14 protein-coding genes and 1 riboswitch are annotated in these 16,575 nt (G+C 55.4%); of the genes, 7 read left to right on the top strand and 7 right to left on the bottom strand.

Going from position 1 to position 16,575, the window contains the following annotated elements; all coding sequences use genetic code 11:
* Positions 1-95: 95 nt before the first annotated feature.
* The 3 genes from rpoD to rpsU all read right to left on the bottom strand — a co-directional run bounded on the left by rpoD (position 96) and on the right by rpsU (position 4,350).
* Complete coding sequence (rpoD, locus tag ACSZO1_RS02760; protein WP_437609293.1) at positions 96-1,934, bottom strand: RNA polymerase sigma factor RpoD; 1,839 nt, start codon at positions 1,932-1,934, stop codon at positions 96-98.
* A gap of 320 nt (positions 1,935-2,254) precedes the next feature.
* Entirely contained in the window at positions 2,255-4,000 is a 1,746-nt protein-coding gene (dnaG, locus tag ACSZO1_RS02765; RefSeq protein WP_437609295.1) for a DNA primase, read from the bottom strand.
* A 134-nt stretch (positions 4,001-4,134) separates the two neighbouring features.
* On the bottom strand, positions 4,135-4,350 hold the full coding sequence (rpsU, locus tag ACSZO1_RS02770) for a 30S ribosomal protein S21 (protein ID WP_001144069.1): 216 nt from the start codon (positions 4,348-4,350) through the stop codon (positions 4,135-4,137).
* 304 nt (positions 4,351-4,654) lie between these two features.
* On the opposite strand from rpsU, the gene tsaD reads away from it, so the two are divergent.
* Entirely contained in the window at positions 4,655-5,668 is a 1,014-nt protein-coding gene (gene tsaD / locus ACSZO1_RS02775) for a tRNA (adenosine(37)-N6)-threonylcarbamoyltransferase complex transferase subunit TsaD (RefSeq protein ID WP_437609297.1), read from the top strand.
* A 120-nt stretch (positions 5,669-5,788) separates the two neighbouring features.
* On the opposite strand, the gene plsY is transcribed toward tsaD, so the two are convergent.
* Complete coding sequence (gene plsY, locus ACSZO1_RS02780; protein WP_437609299.1) at positions 5,789-6,400, bottom strand: glycerol-3-phosphate 1-O-acyltransferase PlsY; 612 nt, start codon at positions 6,398-6,400, stop codon at positions 5,789-5,791.
* 108 nt (positions 6,401-6,508) lie between these two features.
* Between plsY and folB the strand changes: the two genes are divergently transcribed.
* Positions 6,509-6,868, top strand: a complete 360-nt coding sequence (folB, locus tag ACSZO1_RS02785) for a bifunctional dihydroneopterin aldolase/7,8-dihydroneopterin epimerase (RefSeq protein ID WP_437609301.1) — start codon at positions 6,509-6,511, stop codon at positions 6,866-6,868.
* A gap of 137 nt (positions 6,869-7,005) precedes the next feature.
* Positions 7,006-7,827 (top strand): undecaprenyl-diphosphate phosphatase, encoded by an 822-nt coding sequence (bacA, locus tag ACSZO1_RS02790; protein ID WP_437609303.1) that lies wholly within the window; start codon positions 7,006-7,008, stop codon positions 7,825-7,827.
* 33 nt (positions 7,828-7,860) lie between these two features.
* Here the strand turns inward: bacA and ACSZO1_RS02795 are convergent, their stop codons facing one another.
* The gene (locus ACSZO1_RS02795; protein ID WP_437609305.1) at positions 7,861-9,087 is read right to left on the bottom strand and encodes a multifunctional CCA addition/repair protein; all 1,227 of its coding nucleotides are present in this window, start codon (positions 9,085-9,087) and stop codon (positions 7,861-7,863) included.
* 220 nt (positions 9,088-9,307) lie between these two features.
* On the bottom strand, positions 9,308-9,928 hold the full coding sequence (locus ACSZO1_RS02800; RefSeq protein ID WP_437609307.1) for a TIGR04211 family SH3 domain-containing protein: 621 nt from the start codon (positions 9,926-9,928) through the stop codon (positions 9,308-9,310).
* Between the two features lie 36 nt (positions 9,929-9,964).
* Here ACSZO1_RS02800 and ACSZO1_RS02805 point away from each other — a divergent pair, with 36 nt between their 5' ends.
* The 4 genes from ACSZO1_RS02805 (at position 9,965) to hldE (ending at position 15,861) form a co-directional block, all read left to right on the top strand.
* On the top strand, positions 9,965-10,144 hold the full coding sequence (locus ACSZO1_RS02805) for a hypothetical protein (RefSeq protein ID WP_437609308.1): 180 nt from the start codon (positions 9,965-9,967) through the stop codon (positions 10,142-10,144).
* Between the two features lie 6 nt (positions 10,145-10,150).
* Complete coding sequence (locus ACSZO1_RS02810; protein WP_437609310.1) at positions 10,151-11,476, top strand: CYTH domain-containing protein; 1,326 nt, start codon at positions 10,151-10,153, stop codon at positions 11,474-11,476.
* A 43-nt stretch (positions 11,477-11,519) separates the two neighbouring features.
* Entirely contained in the window at positions 11,520-14,366 is a 2,847-nt protein-coding gene (gene glnE / locus ACSZO1_RS02815; RefSeq protein WP_437609312.1) for a bifunctional [glutamate--ammonia ligase]-adenylyl-L-tyrosine phosphorylase/[glutamate--ammonia-ligase] adenylyltransferase, read from the top strand.
* A 64-nt stretch (positions 14,367-14,430) separates the two neighbouring features.
* On the top strand, positions 14,431-15,861 hold the full coding sequence (gene hldE / locus ACSZO1_RS02820; protein WP_437609314.1) for a bifunctional D-glycero-beta-D-manno-heptose-7-phosphate kinase/D-glycero-beta-D-manno-heptose 1-phosphate adenylyltransferase HldE: 1,431 nt from the start codon (positions 14,431-14,433) through the stop codon (positions 15,859-15,861).
* 36 nt (positions 15,862-15,897) lie between these two features.
* On the opposite strand, the gene ubiK is transcribed toward hldE, so the two are convergent.
* Entirely contained in the window at positions 15,898-16,185 is a 288-nt protein-coding gene (gene ubiK / locus ACSZO1_RS02825) for a ubiquinone biosynthesis accessory factor UbiK (RefSeq protein ID WP_437609316.1), read from the bottom strand.
* Positions 16,186-16,341: 156 nt separating this feature from the next.
* A riboswitch (FMN riboswitch) is annotated at positions 16,342-16,493 on the top strand.
* The last annotated feature ends 82 nt before the right edge of the window (positions 16,494-16,575 follow it).

Genomic DNA, 16,575 nt, shown 5'->3' on the forward strand with positions numbered 1-16,575 from the left:
CGGTTTTTCAGCAGAATACTCAATAAGATAAGTTGTTTAGCAGGCAATAAAAAACCCCGGTAAACCGGGGTTTTTTTTAACGCTTCAGCGCACGATTAATCGTCGAGGAAGCTGCGCAGCACTTCAGAGCGGCTTGGATGACGCAGTTTACGCAGCGCCTTCGCTTCAATCTGACGAATACGTTCACGGGTCACGTCAAACTGCTTGCCGACTTCTTCCAGCGTGTGGTCGGTATTCATATCGATACCGAAACGCATACGCAGCACTTTCGCTTCACGCGCGGTCAGGCCTGCCAGCACGTCGTGTGTCGCGGAACGCAGGCTTTCAGACGTTGCGGAATCCAGCGGCAGCTCCAGCGTGGTGTCTTCGATAAAGTCGCCCAGATGTGAATCTTCATCATCACCAATTGGCGTCTCCATGGAGATCGGCTCTTTAGCGATTTTCAGCACCTTGCGGATTTTATCTTCCGGCATCAGCATGCGTTCGGCCAGCTCTTCCGGCGTCGGCTCGCGGCCCATCTCCTGCAGCATCTGGCGCGAAATACGGTTGAGCTTGTTAATCGTCTCAATCATATGCACCGGAATACGGATGGTACGCGCCTGGTCGGCGATAGAACGGGTGATAGCCTGACGGATCCACCAGGTGGCATACGTTGAGAACTTATAACCACGGCGATATTCAAACTTATCTACCGCTTTCATCAGACCGATGTTGCCTTCCTGGATCAGATCGAGGAACTGCAGACCACGGTTGGTGTATTTCTTGGCGATAGAAATCACCAGACGCAGGTTAGCTTCCACCATCTCTTTCTTCGCACGACGCGCTTTCGCTTCGCCGATAGACATGCGACGGTTGATGTCTTTTACCTGCTCAATGGTCAGGCCGGTTTCATCTTCAATCTGTCCCAGTTTCTGCAGGCTGCGCTGAACGTCTTCCGTCACATCATGCAGTTTTTCTGACCACGGCTTGTTCATTGCCAGTGCGGCGTTGAACCAGGTTTCGCTGGTTTCGTTGCCGGTGAACAGGGTGATGAAGTTCTTCTTCGGCATTTTGCACTGCTCAACGCACAGCTTCATGATGATGCGTTCTTGCGTGCGCACGCGATCCATCATGTCGCGCATGCTGTTGACGAGGAAGTCGAACTGCTTCGGCACCAGACGGAACTGCTTGAACACGTCAGACAGGTTCTGGATCTCAGCCGTGGCTTTCGCGTGGCTGCGGCCGTTGGATTTGATCACTGTGCGCGTGATTTCATACTGATTACGCAGCTCAGTGAATTTCTCGCGCGCCAGTTCCGGGTCGATGCTGTTGTCATCGTCGGAGCTGTCGCTGTCGTCGTCTTCATCTTCGTCATCATCGCGATCTTCTTCAGAAAGCTCAGAGCCGACGTGTGTTGCCGTAGGGGCGAGATCTTCCTCGGCGTTCGGATCGACGAAGCCGGTGATCAGGTCAGACAGGCGTGCTTCGCCTGCTTCAACGCGGTCATACTGCTCAAGCAGATAAGTAATCGCTTCCGGGTATTCGGCAACGGAGCACTGTACCTGGTTGATACCATCTTCGATGCGCTTGGCGATGTCGATTTCGCCTTCGCGTGTCAGCAGCTCTACGGTACCCATTTCACGCATATACATGCGTACCGGGTCCGTGGTGCGTCCGATTTCAGATTCTACGCTGGACAGCACCTGAGCAGCCGCTTCTGCAGCATCTTCGTCGGTATCGGAACTGTTTTCGTTCAGCATCAGATCATCGGCATCAGGGGCTTCTTCTACCACCTGAATACCCATGTCGTTGATCATTTGGATGATGTCTTCGATCTGATCGGAGTCGACGATATCTTCCGGCAGATGGTCATTGACCTCAGCATAGGTCAAAAAGCCCTGCTCCTTACCACGGGTGACAAGAAGCTTAAGCTGTGACTGCGGGTTTTGCTCCATAAGACGGTATCCACACTTCTGTTAAGTAAGATTGGTGTCGGTCGGCCATGCAGCCAACAATAACAGTTGAAGGCTTTTAGATTATTGCCGCTGCCCTCGTGGCGGCTGCCGGGCGCTGGGCCCGAGCTATAAATCGGCACTTAAGCCGCTCGTGTTCTATGTTTCAGGCTACCTTACTTGCCATTTTGGGCCCGGGCAGTGCTCACAATCCTCACGTACTTTAGTACGCTCCGGTTGTTGCGCGCTGGCCGTGCCCAAACTGGCTGCGCCGGTTACGCCTGAATTTCGTTGTCTTTAGTGCTTATCGGGCACGTAATTCGTTACTTCCGCGCCAGCGCCTGGTTGAGTGACCACAGTTCGCGGCGCTCTTCTGCGCTCAGGCCCTGCGTGCGGTCGCGAGCAATAAGCTCTTCTACCCGCTGCTCTAAGGCCGAGTTATACATACTCGCCAGCGAGTCCTGAAACATGGTTTCCACTTCATCATCTACGATCATGTGGTTCCACGTTGCCAGGGTTTCAAGGTGCTGGCTAAAATTTGTGCCGCGATATAACTCTAGTAGCTGTCCGGTGGTCAGGCCAGGGTGCGCTGTGCAAGTATTTACTAACTCCACAAAAAGCGGCAAGCCTGCCATCTTTGACTGCTCCAGCCCCTGCAACGATGGCACCATCGCAGCAAGATGCGGGTTCTGCACCAGCAGTCCAATAAGTATACGCATGGTTGTGCGTTTTAGCTGTGGCGCCTGCGGCGGTGTCTCACCTTCCACTTTCTTCGGCAACAGCTTTTCCAGCTGGCTGTCATCAAAGATACCCAGCTTCTGGCCCAGAGCCTGGCGCAGGTAAATGCGCAGCGTCTCTCCTGGTACCTGGCTAATCAGCGGCAGCGCCAGCGCACTCAGGCGCGCACGGCCATCTGGTGACGACAGATCCACCTGCGGCAGCAGAGTGTCAAACAGGAAGCCGGAGAGCGGTGTTGCCTGCTCCATCCGCGCTTCAAACGCCGCTTTACCCTCTTTACGCACCAGCGTATCCGGGTCTTCGCCGTCAGGCAGAAACATAAAGCGTAGCTGACGACCGTCGCTCATGTAAGGCAGCGCGGTCTCTAATGCACGCCAGGCAGCTTCGCGACCCGCGCGATCGCCGTCATAACAACAAATTACGTTATCGGTCGAGCGAAAAAGAAGTTGAATATGGTCGGCGGTTGTCGAGGTGCCGAGCGATGCCACAGCATAGTCGATACCAAATTGCGCCAGCGCCACCACATCCATATAACCTTCCACAACCAGCAAACGTGCAGGCTCTGGATGGTTTTTTTGCGCTTCGTACAGGCCATACAACTGGCGGCCTTTATGGAAAATCTCGGTTTCCGGTGAGTTCAGGTATTTTGGCGTACCCTCGCCCAACACTCGTCCACCAAAGCCAATTACGCGCCCGCGTTTATCGTGAATCGGAAACATCACGCGTTCACGGAAGCGGTCGTAACTGCGACCTTTATCATTGGTCACCAGCATGCCGGCATCGATCAGCGACTGGCGGTTTTCCGGCTCACGACCAAAGCGTTTCAGCACGTTGTCCCAGCCTGGTGGGGCAAAGCCAATGGCAAAATGCTTAATGACGTCTGCACTCAGTCCACGTTGTGCCAGATAATCACGTGCCGGCGCGGCATTTGCCTCTGGCAGTGACTGCTGATAGAACGCGCTCAGACCTTCCATTAACTGGTACAGGCTTTGCCGCTGATGACGCTCCAGCTGGCTAGGGCCGCTGCCCGCTTCATAGGGCACTTCCAGTCCATGCTGGGTGGCAAGCTCTTCAATGCTTTCGACAAATTCCAGACGGTCATAGTTCATCAGGAAATCGATAGCATTGCCGTGTGCGCCACAGCCAAAGCAGTGGTAAAACTGTTTTTCACCGTTTACGGTGAAGGACGGAGTTTTTTCGTTATGGAAAGGACAACACGCATGGTAGTTCTTTCCCTGCTTTTTGAGCTTTACGCGCACATCGATCAGGTCGACGATGTCCGTGCGAGCCAGCAGGTCATTGATAAAAACGCGTGGTATACGTCCAGCCATAAGCCCCGATTGTTCCGCCTGTGAATTGGTTCAGCTCATAAACGAGAACAAGCCGCGCTTCCTTTCGGAAAGCACGGCCTCTTATATGACTCTGTCTGCGTGTAATACGCGATGGAGGTTACCCTCCGAAGAAATTAGTACAGACGAGTGCGGCGTGCGTTTTCGCGAGCCAGTTTCTTCGCGTGGCGTTTCACTGCAGAAGCTTTAGCGCGCTTACGCTCGGTCGTTGGTTTTTCATAAAACTCACGACGACGAACTTCAGCCAGAACGCCTGCTTTCTCACAAGAACGCTTGAAGCGACGCAGTGCTACGTCGAACGGCTCGTTTTCACGTACTTTAATTACCGGCATGTAACTCTCACCTCGATAAATTCGGTATTTGCTGCTGGCGTCAGCGCCAGCTCATTTCAAAATGGTGCGGAATTTTACTCCAACACGACCCGTGTTGTAAAGCACCATGAGCTAATGTAACCAACAGATGCCGCCTGTGCGGCTGCCGGTTTTTTTCAGGGGGCTGATTATACATCAATCAATTTCCCGGCGGGAAACTATTTTCCGTTTTTGGCGGCACTCTCACCGATTCGTCGGCAAAATAAGCGCCGGGGCCGCGGTGCTTATGGTAAACTGCGCGCCGCGATAAAGAGGTAAACAACAGATGCGTGTACTGGGTATTGAAACATCCTGCGATGAAACTGGCATCGCGATTTATGACGATGTCAGCGGCCTGCTGGCTAACCAACTGTATAGTCAGGTAAAACTGCATGCGGATTACGGTGGTGTGGTGCCGGAACTGGCGTCGCGCGATCATGTACGTAAGACCGTACCGCTGATTCAGGCGGCGTTAAAGCAGGCAGGCTTATCTGCGCAAGATATCGATGGCGTCGCCTATACCGCAGGTCCTGGCCTAGTCGGCGCGTTGCTGGTTGGCGCAACGGTAGGACGCGCGCTGGCTTTCGCGTGGGGCGTACCTGCTGTTCCTGTACACCATATGGAAGGGCATCTGCTGGCGCCGATGCTGGAAGAAAATCCACCCGAATTTCCGTTCGTGGCACTGCTGGTCTCTGGTGGTCATACCCAGCTGATTAGCGTGACGGGCATCGGTGAATATACGCTGCTGGGCGAATCTATTGATGATGCCGCTGGCGAAGCCTTCGATAAAACCGCGAAACTGCTGGGGCTGGATTATCCTGGCGGGCCGCTGTTGTCGAAAATGGCGCAGCAGGGGCAGGCTAGACGTTTCACCTTCCCGCGTCCGATGACCGATCGTCCGGGAATGGATTTTAGTTTCTCCGGGCTGAAGACGTTTGCAGCCAACACCATCCGTGAAAATGACGATGATGCGCAAACCCATGCGGATATCGCGCGTGCTTTTGAAGATGCGGTGGTGGATACGCTGGCGATCAAATGCCGTCGTGCCCTGGATCATACCGGCTTTAAGCGGCTAGTGATTGCCGGTGGTGTTAGTGCGAACCGTACTCTGCGCAGCCAGCTGGCGACAATGATGCAGGCGCGTGGCGGCGAAGTTTTTTATGCCCGTCCGGAGTTCTGCACCGATAATGGTGCGATGATTGCCTACGCAGGTATGGTGCGGCTGAAAGGCGGTACACGCGGTGAATTAAGTGTTACCGTGCGGCCGCGCTGGCCGCTGGCAGAATTGCCGGCAATCTGATCACGGCACAACATTTCCCCTGACAGGCTGCGAACTGGTCAGATGTTCAGGGGAAACGCGGCGATGGCGCGGCTTCACCGCGCCGTGGTCACTCCGCGGATCTGGAGCAGCCTTGCCACTTTATCCTTCCTGTTTTTTCTTGCCTTTTCTCTTCCACAAACGGGTTTCCTGGCCACGCCACAGGCGCTGGATATTGTCATGATGACGCAGCAGGATCAGGCAGGAGAGCATCGCCACCGGAAAGGTGAACTGAGGTTTAAACCACCAGACATAAAAGGGTGCAATCAGGGCGCTGACAATCGCCCCCAGCGATGAGTAGCCGCTCAGCAGCACCGTCAGCAGCCAGGTGCCGGTCATCAGTCCGGTCAAATCCCAGCCAATCGGTGCAATCGCGCCAAACGCTGTTGCGACACCTTTTCCCCCTTTAAAGCGGAAGAAAACCGGGTAGATATGGCCGAGACAGGCGGCAATGGCCGTGAGTCCGAGATAAACCGGGGAAATGCCGAGGTAATACGCCAGCCAGACGGGCAACATGCCTTTCAGTACATCAAACACCAGCACTGCTGCGGCCGCGCCTTTGCCGCCAATACGCAGCACATTGGTGGCACCGGGATTGCCGGAACCACTCTGACGGGGATCGGGTAAACCTGTGAGACGACAAACCAAAATTGCGCTGGAAATGGAGCCGCACAGATACGCGAAAATGATCATACCAAGCGCGATTGCACTCATAACACCGTTCCGTTTCGTAAGGGTCGTTTTCTTCTCATCATCTGTGGATAATACGCATAAACGGCCGGAAGTGGTATCCGGCTGGTGTAAAAACAGGAAATCGATCCCATGGATATCGTATTTATTGAGCAGCTTAGCGTGATCACCACCATTGGTGTTTACGACTGGGAACAGACCATTCAGCAGAAATTAGTGTTCGATGTCGAAATGGCGTGGGACAACCGTAACGCGGCGGCCAGTGATGATGTGAATGACTGCCTGAGCTACGCCGATGTATCAGAAGCGATTATCGCGCATGTTGGCGAAGGGAAATTCGCACTGGTGGAGCGGGTGGCGGAAGAGGTGGCGACCTTACTTATGACGCGTTTCCCTTCTCCGTGGGTGCGTATCAAAGTGAGTAAGCCGGGGGCTGTGGCGCAGGCGGCGCAGGTCGGCGTAATTATTGAACGCGGGACTAATCCGAAATAAATCCAATGTGATTGCCATCACAATGAAACCAAACCACATTATGGTGTGTCAAAAGCCCGTTATTGACTATTTTTCTGGCGGTTACGTATAAAACGTCCGCCTTTTAGCGGTTTAACATTGAGGTTAGAGGATTCTTGATGGCAGATATTCATCAGCTTTGGGTGGCGGTCATCCTGGGCATTGTCGAGGGGCTAACTGAGTTTCTTCCCGTTTCGTCCACCGGTCATATGATCATTGTCGGCCATCTGCTGGGATTTGAAGGTAATAAAGCGGAAACCTTTGAAGTGGTTATCCAGCTGGGTTCGATTCTGGCCGTGGTGGTGATGTTCTGGCGTCGCCTGTTTGGCCTGATTGGCATTCGTTTCGGTGAAGTGAAACATGAAGGGACGGGCAGTGGCCACCTGACGCTGATTCATATTCTGCTGGGGATGATCCCGGCGGTGGTGATTGGTCTGGTGCTGCACGATCAAATCAAATCGCTGTTTAATCCGGTCAACGTGATGTATGCGCTGGTTGTCGGTGGTGTGCTGCTGCTGGCGGCGGAGTTGCTGAAGCCGAAAAAACCAAAAGCAGAAGGGATTGACGATATCACCTATCGCCAGGCCTTTATGATCGGTTGTTTCCAGTGTCTGGCATTGTGGCCGGGCTTCTCCCGTTCGGGCGCGACCATTTCCGGCGGTATGCTGATGGGCGTCAGCCGTTATGCGGCTTCCGAGTTCTCCTTTATCCTTGCCGTGCCGATGATGATGGGCGCAACGGTTCTTGACCTGTACAAGAGCTGGGGCTTCCTGAGCATGGCGGATTTCCCGATGTTTGCCGTCGGTTTTGTCACCGCCTTTATCGTGGCGCTGATTGCGATCAAAACCTTCCTGCAGATCATCAAACGTATTTCGTTTATTCCGTTCGCCATCTACCGCTTTATTGTGGCGGCAGCGGTCTATGCCGTGTTTGTGCTGTAAAACACAGAGGCCAGCAATGCTGGCCTCTGATGACTATTTCTGACCGCGCCAGGCATCCAGCGCCGCGATTCTGCGGCGCGTTAACTCTTCCCGCACCGCCGGACCGCTAAAGCCCGCTTCCACCACCGCTTTTGTCGCAACACCAGACGCAATACGGAACGCTTCACGCAGATAATCGCCCTGCGGATAAGGATTGCTTTCGAAGCCAGCACGTCCACGCGCATCCGCTTCGCTGGTTAAGGCGATTTGCTCCACGCGTTGCGGCTTGCGCCAGGCATCAAGGCGATCAAACAGCTGGATCAGTGTCGTGGCGGAATGCTGCTGGATGCCATGTACCAGATCGTGAAACTCCGCGACCAGCAGCGCCAGATCGCGCGCCGAGTTAGGGATGCGCAGTCGCTGGCACAGCCCGGCAACCAGCGGGACGCCCGCCAGTCCGTGGCCGTGATGGCTGGGCCATTTCTCCGGCGGCGTCAGTGCTTTACCAACGTCATGGCACAGCGTGGCAAAACGAATATCCACTTCCGGGCTGAGCTGAGCCGCAATCGCCAGGGTCATCAGGGTATGTACGCCGCTGTCGATTTCCGGATGCCATTTTGCCGGAGCGGGTACGCCATACAGATTATCGATTTCCGGGAACAGCACCGCCAGCGCCTGGCAGTCGCGCAGCACCTGGAAGTAAACCTGCGGATTCGCCGATTTCAGCGCGTTTTCCGTCTCTTTCCATACCCGTTCGGCGGTTAATTCCGCCAGTTCACCGCTGGCGACCATTTGTTGCATCAGCTGCATGGTTTCATCAGCGATGCGAAAACCAAGATGAGCAAAGCGCGCGGCAAAACGCGCCACGCGCAACACGCGCAGCGGATCTTCATTAAAAGCGGCGGAAACATGGCGCAGCAGGCGTTGTTCGAGATCTGCACGGCCATTGTAAGGATCGATAATCTCGCCACTCTCTTCATCACGCGCAATGGCGTTGATGGTCAGGTCGCGGCGCAGCAGATCCTGTTCCAGCGTGACATCGGCGGCAAAATCGGTGACAAAACCGGTGTAACCTTTGCCCGATTTACGCTCGGTACGCGCCAGCGCATACTCTTCGCGGCTGTGCGGGTGCAGGAAAACCGGGAAGTCGCGTCCTACCTGTTGATAGCCCTGCGCCAGCATGCTTTCTGGCGTGGTGCCGACCACCACCCAGTCTTTGTCTTTGATCGGCAACTTCAGCAGGCTATCGCGCACTGCGCCGCCGACAAGATACGTCTTCACTCACTACTCTCCACAACTGCGGGAAATTTACGTCAATGAGAATAATTGTCGCATAAATAACGTGCACAACAAAAAGGGCATCGGAAATGCCCTATGCGGGGTAACGTTACAGGCGGGTGAAACGAGAAATGTGCTGCCGCCACCGTAACGGGATCATCGGCAGCGTTGCCAGCAACTTGATGCTGCCAGCAGACGAGGGCTGTTCACGCCGCCTGAGCGATCAGCTCATCCAGAGATCGTTTTTTTTGCGGCGTGGGATCATATGTGGCAGCAACAGACCCAGCAGCAGTCCCACGCCTGCCACACCGCCGCCATACATAAACCACTGCATAATGATGGTACGCTGCTTGTCATCCAGCTGCACATTGGCGGCACTCACTTTTTTCTGTGCCACGATCAGCTCATTTTTCAGCTTCTGGTTCTCTTCCTGCAGTGCGCTGATCGCACTGTCGCTGCCCGCCACTTTCTTCTGCATATCCGCAGTGCGCTGGTTCCAGCTGTTGTCGATATTGTTCAGTTTGGCGGTCAGATCATTCACCTGTTTTTCCAGTTCCGGTACGCGGGTGCGCAGGCTGGGCTGGTCACTGAGCTGCGCCAGCGGTATCCAGGTGGTGCGGCCATTAGCATCGCGGATCTGGCCATATTTGCTGTTCTCATTGCTCTGCAACAGGGTGACTTCTTCACCCGCATTGACGGTGCCGATCAGACGGTAATCATTACCCGGGCCACTGCGTACCCAGGTTGACAGTTCATCGGAAATGTAGCGCTTCTCTTCGGCATGAGCGGAGAAGGCAACGGTGCAGGTGAGTAACAGCAGGCAAGGGAGCGATGATTTCTTCATTAGATGTCGTGTTTGTCTCAGTTCCGGGAACAGTAAATGGCACAGTCTGGAGAGACGCCGCAAAAATCTGAATGGGAACTTTCCTGTTCTCATCCGGCTGCTAATGCGCTCGCGAAAATAGAAGAAAGCCGAGACAGCAGCGCTTTTTCTGCATTACTCTTCACACTTAATCTTTCGCTAAATGTCCGCTGCCTGTGCCAGCGAGTATCTGAATAAGAAAATATGACCATCGAAATTGAATTAAAGTTCATTGTGAAGCCGGAAGCCGCGGCAAAACTTACTGCACAACTCGCGGTATGGCCGCATCAGCACACGCCAGCAGTGGTGCTGACCAATATCTACTTTGAAACCCCCGATAACCAGCTGCGCCGCTGGGATATGGGCCTGCGTATTCGTGGTTTTGGCGAACACTATGAGATGACATTAAAAACCGCCGGACAAACCGTCGGCGGGCTGCATCAGCGCCCGGAATACAATGTCGACCTGACAAAACCGGAACTGGATATTCAGTTGTTACCCGCGGAAATCTGGCCTGCTGAGTGTGATGTGGCGGCGCTGCAGCAGCAACTGCGTCCTCTGTTCAGCACCCATTTCCAGCGTGAGAAGTGGCTGGTGAGCTATCAGAACAGTGAAATCGAAGTGGCGTTTGATCAGGGAGAAGTCAGTGCGGTTGAACTGAGTGAGCCGCTGCATGAGATTGAACTGGAGCTGAAAATAGGCGATCGCGACGATTTGCTGGCCTTTGCCGCCGAACTGGCGCATAACGGCGGACTTCGTCTGGGCAGTCTGAGCAAAGCTGCGCGGGGTTATGCGCTGGCGCAGGGTAAACCGCAGCAGGCATTGCGCCCGCTGCCGGTGATGCGTCTGAAGGCGAAAGCGACGGTGGAAGAGGGCATGCGCGCTGCGCTGCTGCTGGCGCTGAACCAGTGGCAATACCACGAAGAGCTGTGGCTGCGGGGTGATGCGGCGGCGCAGGGTGGGGTACAGGAAGCGCTGGATACCGTACGCGAGGCATTTTCCCTGTTTGGTGCGCTGGTGCCGCGTAAAGCGAACAGTGAATTACGCCAGCATCTGACTGCGCTGGAAGAGACGCTGGCAGAGGCTGAAACAGATGCGCAGCAGCTTTGTTACAGCCCGGTTTCACTGACTACCCAGTTAGCACTTACTCACTGGCTGGTCACCGAACACTGGCGGCAGTTTATCGATGCCAAAGCCGATGCCCGGCTGCAGGGATCGTTTAAACGCTTTGCGGATATTATGCTCGGCCGGATTGGCGCCGATCTGCGTGAGACGTTTTCCCGCATTCATCAGAACAATGAATATCAGGATAAAGCGACGCGTCTGTCGCGCCAGTTGATTGCGGTACGTTTGTTATCTGGCTCTTACGATGTGCAGGCAGTAGATGCCTGGCTGGAAAACTGGCAGCAGCTGCAGCAGGCCATCCGCGATCAGCAGCAGAGCTGGCTGGATACCTGGTGCCGTAAATCATTGAAACAGCCAGCATTCTGGCTAAACAGTGGCAGTAAAACGCGCGCAGAAAGCGAATAATCATGGTTTGCCACCACTCATCAGCATCGATCAGGGAGTGTGTATGTTGCCTTCGTTGTTAGCACCGTTGCCGGCACTGCTGCTGGCGCAAGCCGAAAAATCCGCCGGGCGTCTGGCATCACCGCTCGGTGCTCTGAGCGCGCCGCAGCAGGCGGTGATGGCGTTCAGTGAATTTGTCACCGACAACCTTGCCCAGCATCCGGAGTGGTGGCAACAGCTGCAACAGTCGGCACCAGTGGCAGATGAATGGCAACACTACGGCACGTGGCTGAGTGCGCAGCTGGCTGCAACCAGTGACGAAAACAGCCTGATGCGTGAGCTGCGCCTGTTCCGCCGTCATATGCTGGTGCGTATTGCCTGGATGCAAACCCTGGCAACCGCCACCACGGAGCAGTCGCTGCAGCAGCTTAGCGTGCTGGCGGAGACGCTGATTGTGGCGGCGCGCGACTGGCTGTATCAGGCCTGCTGCCGCGATTTCGGCACACCCTGCAATGCGGAAGGTGAAGCACAGCCGCTGTTGATTCTCGGCATGGGGAAACTGGGCGGCGGAGAGCTGAACTTCTCTTCTGATATCGACCTGATCTTCTGCTGGCCGGAAAATGGCGTGACGCGAGGTGGCCGCCGTGAACTGGATAACGCGCAGTTCTTTACCCGGCTGGGCCAGCGACTGATTAAAGTGCTCGACCAGCCGACGGTTGATGGTTTTGTTTATCGCGTGGATATGCGCCTGCGGCCATTTGGCGATAGCGGGCCGCTGGTGCTGAGCTTTGCTGCGCTGGAGGATTATTACCAGGAGCAGGGGCGCGACTGGGAGCGCTATGCGATGGTGAAAGCGCGGCTGATGGGCGCAGGAGACGATCGCTGGAGCCAGGAACTGCATCAGATGCTGCGTCCGTTTGTCTTCCGGCGTTATATCGATTTCAGCGTGATTCAGTCACTGCGTAATATGAAAAGCATGATTGCGCGTGAAGTGCGCCGCCGCGGTCTGACCGACAATATTAAGCTGGGCGCGGGCGGTATTCGTGAAACCGAATTTATTGTCCAGGTATTCCAGTTAATCCGTGGCGGACGTGAGCGCTCGCTACAGCTGCGTTCCCTGCTGCCAACGCTGCAGTCGATTGCGGAATTGCATCTGTTAACGTCAGAACAGACCAGCCAGTTGCATGATGGCTATCTGTTTTTGCGTCGTCTGGAAAATCTGCTGCAAAGTATTGCCGACGAACAGACCCAGACATTGCCAGCGGATGAACTGAATCGTGCGCGACTGGCATGGGCGATGGGTTTTGCTGACTGGCAGGCGCTGCATCTGCAGCTGGATCGACATATGGCGGCGATCCGCGCGATTTTTGACGAGTTAATTGGTGATGATTCACCTGATGAGCATGATCAGCAGGATACTTCCGGTTACGGTGTGCTGTGGCAGGATGCGCTGGAAGAGACGGAGTTAGCGCCACTGGTGCCGCATCTGGACGATTTGGCGCGCCACAGTCTGCTGCGCGAGATCACCGAATTTCGCCATGATGTAGATAAACGTACCATCGGGCCGCGCGGTCGTCTGGCGCTGGATCAGCTAATGCCGCGTTTGCTCAGTGAAGTGTGCCCGCGCGATGACGCCGCCATCACGCTCAGCCGCTTAACGCCGTTGCTGCTGGGTGTGGTGACGCGCAGTACCTATCTGGAATTGCTGACTGAGTTCCATGGCGCGTTACGTCATCTGATCCGCCTTTGCGCTGCTTCCCCCATGATCGCCAGCCAGCTGGCGCGTCATCCGCTGCTGCTGGATGAGCTGCTTGACCCAGCCACGCTCTATCAGCCGACCGCCACCGATGCCTATCGTGATGAGCTGCGCCAGTATCTGTTGCGTGTGCCCGAAGGGGATGAGGAGCAGCAACTGGAAGCGCTGCGTCAGTTTAAACAGGCACAGCATCTGCGTATTGCTGCTGCCGATATCGCGGAAACGCTGCCGGTGATGAAAGTCAGTGATCATCTGACCTGGCTGGCGGAAGCGATTATCGAATCCGTCGTACAGCAGGCGTGGCACATGATGGTGCAGCGCTATGGTCAGCCGTCACATCTTACCCATGAGGGCGAACGTGGGTTTGCGGTGGTGGGGTACGGCAAGCTGGGGGGCTGGGAACTGGGATACAGCTCGGATCTCGACCTGGTGTTCCTGCACGACTGCCCGGCGGACGCGGTGACTGACGGTGAGCGCAGCATTGATGGCCGCCAGTTCTACCTGCGGCTGGCGCAGCGCATTATGCATCTGTTCAGCACCCGTACCTCCTCCGGCATTCTGTATGAAGTCGATGCGCGTCTGCGTCCGTCTGGCGCGGCCGGGATGCTGGTCAGTACCTTCGAGGCGTTCGATGATTACCAGCGCAATGAAGCCTGGACCTGGGAGCATCAGGCGCTGGTACGGGCGCGGATTGTCTATGGTGCTCCGGAGCTTAGCCGCCGTTTTGACGATATTCGCCGCGGTATTCTCTGCCTGCCGCGTGAGCCGCAGCAACTGCAAACCGAAGTGCGTGAAATGCGTGAGAAAATGCGGGCGCATCTGGGTAATAAACATAAAGGACGCTGGGATATCAAAGCTGATGCCGGTGGTATTACCGATATCGAATTTATTACGCAGTATCTGGTGCTGCGCTATGCCGCGCAGGAACCGAAGCTGACGCGCTGGTCGGATAATGTGCGCATTCTCGAACTGCTGGCGAACCATGACCGCATGGATGAAGCAGAAACCCAGGCGCTGACTGCCGCCTATGTCACATTGCGCGATGAACTGCATCATCTGGCGTTGCAGGAATTGCCGGGGCACGTTGAGGATGACGCCTTTGCCGCTGTGCGTACGCAAGTGAGCAGCAGCTGGCAGCGCTGGCTAGAGTCTTAAGTGTTATCTCGCGGGCTGTGGTATCATCCCGCGCAATATTTTTCCGCAGTCTGGAGTATCAGGAATGAAAGTATCACTGCCCGATTTTAACCGTGCAGCAGTGCTGGTGGTTGGCGATGTGATGTTGGATCGCTACTGGTATGGCCCAACCAGCCGTATCTCACCGGAAGCGCCAGTCCCGGTCGTCAAGGTTGACAATGTGGAAGAGCGCCCGGGTGGCGCAGCTAACGTGGCGATGAACATTGCTTCGCTGGGTGCTGAATCACGCCTGGTAGGCCTGACCGGTCTGGATGATGCAGCGCGTGCGCTGAGCGCCACGCTGAACAACGTCAATGTACAGTGTGACTTTGTGGCGGTGCCGACTCACCCGACCATCACCAAATTACGTATCCTGTCGCGTAACCAGCAGCTGATTCGCCTCGATTTTGAAGAGGGATTTGACGGCGTGGACGCACAGCCGCTGCACGATCGCATCACAGTGGCGTTACCGAAAATTGGCGCGCTGGTGCTGTCTGACTACGCCAAAGGCGCACTGGCCAGCGTGGAAACCATGATCACCCTGGCGCGCGCTGCAGGCGTACCGGTGCTGGTCGATCCGAAAGGCACCGATTTTGCGCGTTATCGCGGTGCGACCCTGCTGACACCAAACCTCTCAGAATTTGAGGCGGTGGTGGGTAAATGTAAGGATGAAGCGCAGATTGTTGAGCGCGGCATGAAACTGATTGCCGATTTCGACCTGTCCGCATTACTGGTCACCCGTTCAGAAAATGGGATGACGCTGCTGCAGCCGGGTAAAGCGCCGCTGCACCTGCCGACTCAGGCGCAGGAAGTGTTCGATGTGACCGGTGCTGGCGATACGGTGATTGGTGTGCTGGCGGCGACGCTGGCGGCAGGGGATTCGCTGGAAGAAGCCTGCTTTATGGCTAACGCTGCGGCGGGTGTCGTGGTGGGCAAACTGGGGACGTCTACTGTCAGCACCGTAGAACTGGAAAATGCCATTCGCGCTCGTCCGGAAACCGGCTTTGGCGTGATGAACGAAGCGCAGCTGAAAGAGGCGGTCGCACAGGCGCGTAAACGCGGTGAGAAAGTGGTGATGACCAACGGTTGTTTCGACATTCTGCATGCCGGTCACGTCTCTTATCTTTCTAATGCGCGTAAGCTGGGCGACCGTCTGATTGTGGCGGTGAACAGTGATGCTTCCACTAAACGCCTGAAAGGCGAAAGCCGTCCGGTGAACCCGCTGATCAACCGCATGATCGTGCTGGGTGCGCTGGAAGCCGTGGACTGGGTCGTGTCGTTTGAAGAGGATACGCCTCAACGTTTAATCGCTGAAGTGCTGCCGGATCTGCTGGTAAAAGGCGGTGATTATAAGCCGGAAGATATCGCCGGGAGCAAAGAAGTGTGGGCGAACGGTGGTGATGTGCGGGTACTGAATTTCGAAGATGGTATTTCTACTACCAATATCATCAAGAGTATTCGCGGCGACAAGGCCTGAACCTGACAGGGACGGGGTAACCCGTCCCTGATGTCATTACTGCGGATCTTCCGTCTGAATGACTTCTTTTACTGCCGCTTCCGGCGCACGGCTTTCCAGTGCGGCCAGACGTTGCTCCAGCGCCGCCAGCTTTTCACGCGTGCGCAGCAGCACCTGGGTTTGCACGTCAAACTCTTCGCGATTGACCAGATCCATACGGGTTAACTGCGCCTGCAGTGTCTGACGGATTTTCTTTTCAACGTCTTCGCCCAGATCACGAATCCCTTTTGGCAGAGATTCATGAACCTGACGCGCAAGTTGTTCAATTTTTTTCGTGTCGATCATGGTGGTTTCCCGGTTCAGAACTTGTATCTGCTAAGTGTAAACCCAGAAAGCAAAAGGTTAAACCTGAAAACCTGAAAACGCGATTGCCTGACAATGCACATTGCTTTGCCGTTTTTGTTCGTTGCTCTGTTTTTTTATTGGCGCTATAGTGAGCATGCTTATTCTCAGGGCGGGGCGAAATTCCCCACCGGCGGTAAATCAGCTTCGGCTGAAAGCCCGCGAGCGCTTCCGGCCACCCGGCCAGAAGGTCAGCAGATCCGGTGTAATTCCGGGGCCGACGGTTAGAGTCCGGATGGGAGAGAGTAACGGCTTCAGTCGGGCTTCGGCTCGTCTCGCGTTATCCTTATTGTCATTGTATGACACTCCTCAAGATCGCCCTGATTCTGGTAA

This window comes from Erwinia sp. V71 (genome assembly GCF_965644245.1).
Taxonomy (GTDB): Bacteria; Pseudomonadota; Gammaproteobacteria; order Enterobacterales; family Enterobacteriaceae; genus Erwinia.

What these genes read in the sequence shown, in the direction of transcription:
- rpoD (WP_437609293.1), bottom strand. Translation starts at nt 1,934, where the DNA reads ATGGAGCAAAACCCGCAGTCACAGCTTAAGCTTCTTGTCACCCGTGGT.
- dnaG (WP_437609295.1), bottom strand. Translation starts at nt 4,000, where the DNA reads ATGGCTGGACGTATACCACGCGTTTTTATCAATGACCTGCTGGCTCGC.
- rpsU (WP_001144069.1), bottom strand. Translation starts at nt 4,350, where the DNA reads ATGCCGGTAATTAAAGTACGTGAAAACGAGCCGTTCGACGTAGCACTG.
- tsaD (WP_437609297.1), top strand. Translation starts at nt 4,655, where the DNA reads ATGCGTGTACTGGGTATTGAAACATCCTGCGATGAAACTGGCATCGCG.
- plsY (WP_437609299.1), bottom strand. Translation starts at nt 6,400, where the DNA reads ATGAGTGCAATCGCGCTTGGTATGATCATTTTCGCGTATCTGTGCGGC.
- folB (WP_437609301.1), top strand. Translation starts at nt 6,509, where the DNA reads ATGGATATCGTATTTATTGAGCAGCTTAGCGTGATCACCACCATTGGT.
- bacA (WP_437609303.1), top strand. Translation starts at nt 7,006, where the DNA reads ATGGCAGATATTCATCAGCTTTGGGTGGCGGTCATCCTGGGCATTGTC.
- ACSZO1_RS02800 (WP_437609307.1), bottom strand. Translation starts at nt 9,928, where the DNA reads ATGAAGAAATCATCGCTCCCTTGCCTGCTGTTACTCACCTGCACCGTT.
- ACSZO1_RS02805 (WP_437609308.1), top strand. Translation starts at nt 9,965, where the DNA reads ATGGCACAGTCTGGAGAGACGCCGCAAAAATCTGAATGGGAACTTTCC.
- ACSZO1_RS02810 (WP_437609310.1), top strand. Translation starts at nt 10,151, where the DNA reads ATGACCATCGAAATTGAATTAAAGTTCATTGTGAAGCCGGAAGCCGCG.
- glnE (WP_437609312.1), top strand. Translation starts at nt 11,520, where the DNA reads ATGTTGCCTTCGTTGTTAGCACCGTTGCCGGCACTGCTGCTGGCGCAA.
- hldE (WP_437609314.1), top strand. Translation starts at nt 14,431, where the DNA reads ATGAAAGTATCACTGCCCGATTTTAACCGTGCAGCAGTGCTGGTGGTT.
- ubiK (WP_437609316.1), bottom strand. Translation starts at nt 16,185, where the DNA reads ATGATCGACACGAAAAAAATTGAACAACTTGCGCGTCAGGTTCATGAA.